3 protein-coding genes are annotated in these 3491 nt (G+C 47.8%); all 3 read left to right on the top strand.

From position 1 onward, the window contains the following. On the top strand, positions 1 to 1160 hold a 1160-nt coding region (locus J0895_RS15115), incomplete at its 5' end, for a tetratricopeptide repeat protein (protein WP_207088883.1). A 503-nt stretch (positions 1161 to 1663) separates the two neighbouring features. Further along, the gene (locus J0895_RS15110; RefSeq protein WP_207088882.1) at positions 1664 to 2506 is read left to right on the top strand and encodes a transglutaminase-like domain-containing protein; all 843 of its coding nucleotides are present in this window, start codon (positions 1664 to 1666) and stop codon (positions 2504 to 2506) included. A 398-nt stretch (positions 2507 to 2904) separates the two neighbouring features. Then, positions 2905 to 3336 carry an endonuclease domain-containing protein gene (locus J0895_RS15105; RefSeq protein WP_207088881.1) on the top strand — a complete coding sequence of 144 codons (432 nt, stop codon included), beginning with the start codon at positions 2905 to 2907 and terminating at the stop codon, positions 3334 to 3336. The last annotated feature ends 155 nt before the right edge of the window (positions 3337 to 3491 follow it).

Genomic DNA, 3491 nt, shown 5'->3' with positions numbered 1-3491 from the left:
TGGAGGCGAGTGAGAGAATTCCGATCCTGCCGCTAACCGAGGCAGAAAGTCAGGAAGTTTTAACCACTGCGGGAATTACCGGCGATCGCCTCTTGTCAACCATCACCGAAATTTGCCAAGGAACACCTTATTATATGTATCTGTCTGTGAAGCGTTGGCAGAAAATCCAGCAGAGGCGATCGCCGCAGGTGGAAGATTTTGCCGGGAAACCGGAGGAATTTCTCACCACAGAAGCAGCAACCTGGGACCCCGAGGAACTGCGAATGCTGCAAGTCTTGGCAATTCCGCGTCAGTGGGATGAGGCAAGGTTCGATCGCCTGATGCAACAGCAGCATCTGGAAACTTGGCGGGGACGGTTTGCCGAAGTGATTGCCTCTCTTTATATAGAAGGAGTGGCAGAGGGGAAATGGCGGTTACATCCCCTGATGCGGCAGTATTTGCTAGAAACCCAACCGCAGCAGCAACGGCAAACCCTGCATCAGGGATTATATGAAGAGTTGCGGCAGGAGTATCTCCAGGCGCAAACCCCGCAAGCGGCAATATTGTTGCTGGATGAGGCATTGGATCAAGCAATAGACAGTAGTCATTCCGAGGAGGCGACTGCCTGGGTATTGGCGCAAATGCCGACTCATCAGGAACAGTATCAACATTCGGAAGTGGTGGAGATGCTGCGATCGCTGGTGAAACGTCTAGGGGAAACCGTCACGGCAACCACTGCCAAGGCGCAGATGCTGCTGGGATATTCCTTATCGGAGTTGGGAGAAACTGAGAAAGCGCTAAAGGAATTAGAAATTGCCAAGGCGCAGTATGCGGCAGTGGGATTAGGGGACAGTTTAGAAGCGGCGCGAGTGGAGTATGAATTGGCGGGGGTGTATCTTGCTGGCGATCGCACTTTTGATGCCAAGAATGCGGCAATGCGATCGCAGGAGTTGCGCCAACAGCAGTTAGGGAAAGATGCGCCAGAGGTGGCAGAGGTTCTCAACCGCCTTGCGGCGATCGCCTCCGACTGTGAGGAATATCGAGAAGCGGTTTTTTGTTGCGATCGCGCCTTAGAAATCCTCAAATCCCAACCCCAACCCAACCCCATCCAACTGGCAACAGTCAAGAAAACCGCAGCATTAGAAAATCTTCAGATATTGCGGGATAAGCGCAATTCCTAATTTGAGGGAATGATTGTTCGGTTTGTCCAGAAAAATGAGGCAGCAATTAACCCCAATGGTGCGGCAATTTATCCCGGAAGGTGCGTCAACGCAAAATAGAGGATGCCGAAGTCATGAGGTACAGATAGCGATGGGGAGTGCGAGCATCTTGCTCGCTTCGGACAATAGCGAGCAAGATGCTCGCACTCCCCGAAAATGCTTATAACTATTGAGGCCAATTTGATACCTGGAGATGCCTTTTTTTGGCCGCACCTTCTCCGACAATAACAATATACCAAAAATCCCAAACCTTGTCAACAGGTTTCCGCAAATTTGTAGAAACCCTGATTCCCCATACAATCCGCAAAACAAACCCCTTAAAAATCATTTCTCCAGTCGGTTTTAACCGAATGCAAGCTATTAGGCGGGGGTTTAAACCCCCGGTTGTCGCCACCAAACCTCCGCCTCCCTCCCGATTATGCTAAAATTAAATCCAACTCTACCCCATCCCCGACTTAAAAAACATGAAATTCAAACTAGGGTGTACGCTCAATTATAATGTTGAGTCCCTGAGTACCTTTGTCTTTAATATTCGCGTTGTCGAAACAGCTTGTCAGAAAATCCTCACCGAACAATTAATCATCGACCCGGATATTCGCATCGATGAATATGTTACCCCCGTCGTGGAAAATCGCTATTTCCGCGTGAATGTCCCGGCAGGTACGAATTTGAATATTTTCTATCAGGCAACAGTGGAAATGAACCATTTTTATGGGGATGCCAATACCATTGATGAAGTGCCGCCAGCAGATTTACCCGTAGAGACGTTCCACTATCTTTATCCGAGTCGGTATTGCGAGTCCGATCGCCTGAGTAATTTGGCAATTTCTGAATTTGGAAACTTGACAACCGGATATTCTCGGGTGACGGCAATTTGTAATTGGATTTATGAAAAAGTGATTTATGAATATGGGACAAGCAATCCCCATACATCAGCATTTGATACAGCAACAGAACGGATTGGGGTTTGTCGGGATTTTGCTCATTTGGCGATCGCCTTTTGTCGCGCCTTGAATATTCCAGCGCGATGTGTGGCAGGATATGCCTATGGGTTAAATCCACCTGATTTTCATGCTTGTTTTGAGGCATATTTGGGAGGACGCTGGTATCTGTTTGATGCCACTCGGTTAGCGCCTCAAAATGGCATTGTTAGAATTGGAACGGGACGGGATGCTTCGGATGTGGCATTTGCAACAATTTTTGGGAATATTGCTTTAAATAAGATGGAAATTTTGATGGAACATATTCCAGAGGAAAAAAGTTCAGAGGTTCCGGCATTGACTACGGAGGCGATTTCTATTTCTTGATTATGATAGAGTAGGAGGATTAGACTTCTTGCAAAATTCTAAAAAGCCGATTGGCGTTTTTAAGGTTAGGGCTGTTTCATTGTCGCATTTTCCTGACCCCGTAAGCTTTACAGCCCAAGGGTTTTCGGCCTTATTTCCTAATTTGAAACTAAGAACAAGAAACCACCCCGTCCCTTCGGGACACCCCTCCAAGGGAGGGGAATCAGCCTGTATCCCCCGCCAGATAAAGCGATTGAACAATCCAAAAATTAATTGGGCCAGGAAAATGAAACAGCCCTACTCCATAAGAGGAGAATAAGCCCCAAAATTCCCCAAAATTCCCCAAAATTCCCCTCCTTTGGAGGGGTGCCCCGAAGGGGCGGGGTGGTAAATTCTTTCTTGTGAGCAGGTATTGATCTATGCGCGATACTCAAAAGTATATGTCTCTTCCCTATAACCCAGCACTGAAGGATCGGGCTAAAGCCTTGCGCCGTGCTGGAAATTTGGCGGAGGTGTTGCTATGGAATCAAATTAAACGCAAACAGTTTTTAGGCCTAGATTTTGATCGCCAAAAAATCATCGGTAATTATATTGTTGATTTTTATTGCGCGGAAAAGGCGCTCGTGCTTGAGGTAGACGGTAGCAGTCATGATGATAAGGCTGAATATGATGCTGAACGGGATGCTTTTCTGATGGGTTTAGGGTTAACAGTTGTTCATTTGCGAGATGGTGATGTAAAGAAGAATATAGCAGGGGTTATGGATTTTTTGCGAAGTCATCCAGTGTTGGCGAGTCCAAATCAAGAAACCACCCCGTCCCTTCGGGACACCCCTCCAAGGGAGGGGAATTAGCCGAGAAATTCCCCTCCCTTGGAGGGGTGCCCCGGAGGGGCGGGGTGGTAAATTCTAGCTACTGAACAGGTATTTATCTATGCGCCCTACTCAACAGTATCTGTCTCTTCCAAATCAAGAAACCACCCCGTCCCTTCGGGACACCCCTCCAAGGG

This window comes from Phormidium pseudopriestleyi FRX01 (assembly GCF_017313335.1).
GTDB classification, from domain to species: Bacteria; Cyanobacteriota; Cyanobacteriia; order Cyanobacteriales; family Laspinemataceae; genus Laspinema; species Laspinema pseudopriestleyi.
Note: the sequence above shows the minus strand (reverse complement) of the source record. Positions and strands in the feature narration are given on the sequence as shown.

Coding starts and splice junctions, on each gene's coding strand:
- J0895_RS15110 (WP_207088882.1), top strand. CDS start 1,664: ATGAAATTCAAACTAGGGTGTACGCTCAATTATAATGTTGAGTCCCTG.
- J0895_RS15105 (WP_207088881.1), top strand. CDS start 2,905: ATGCGCGATACTCAAAAGTATATGTCTCTTCCCTATAACCCAGCACTG.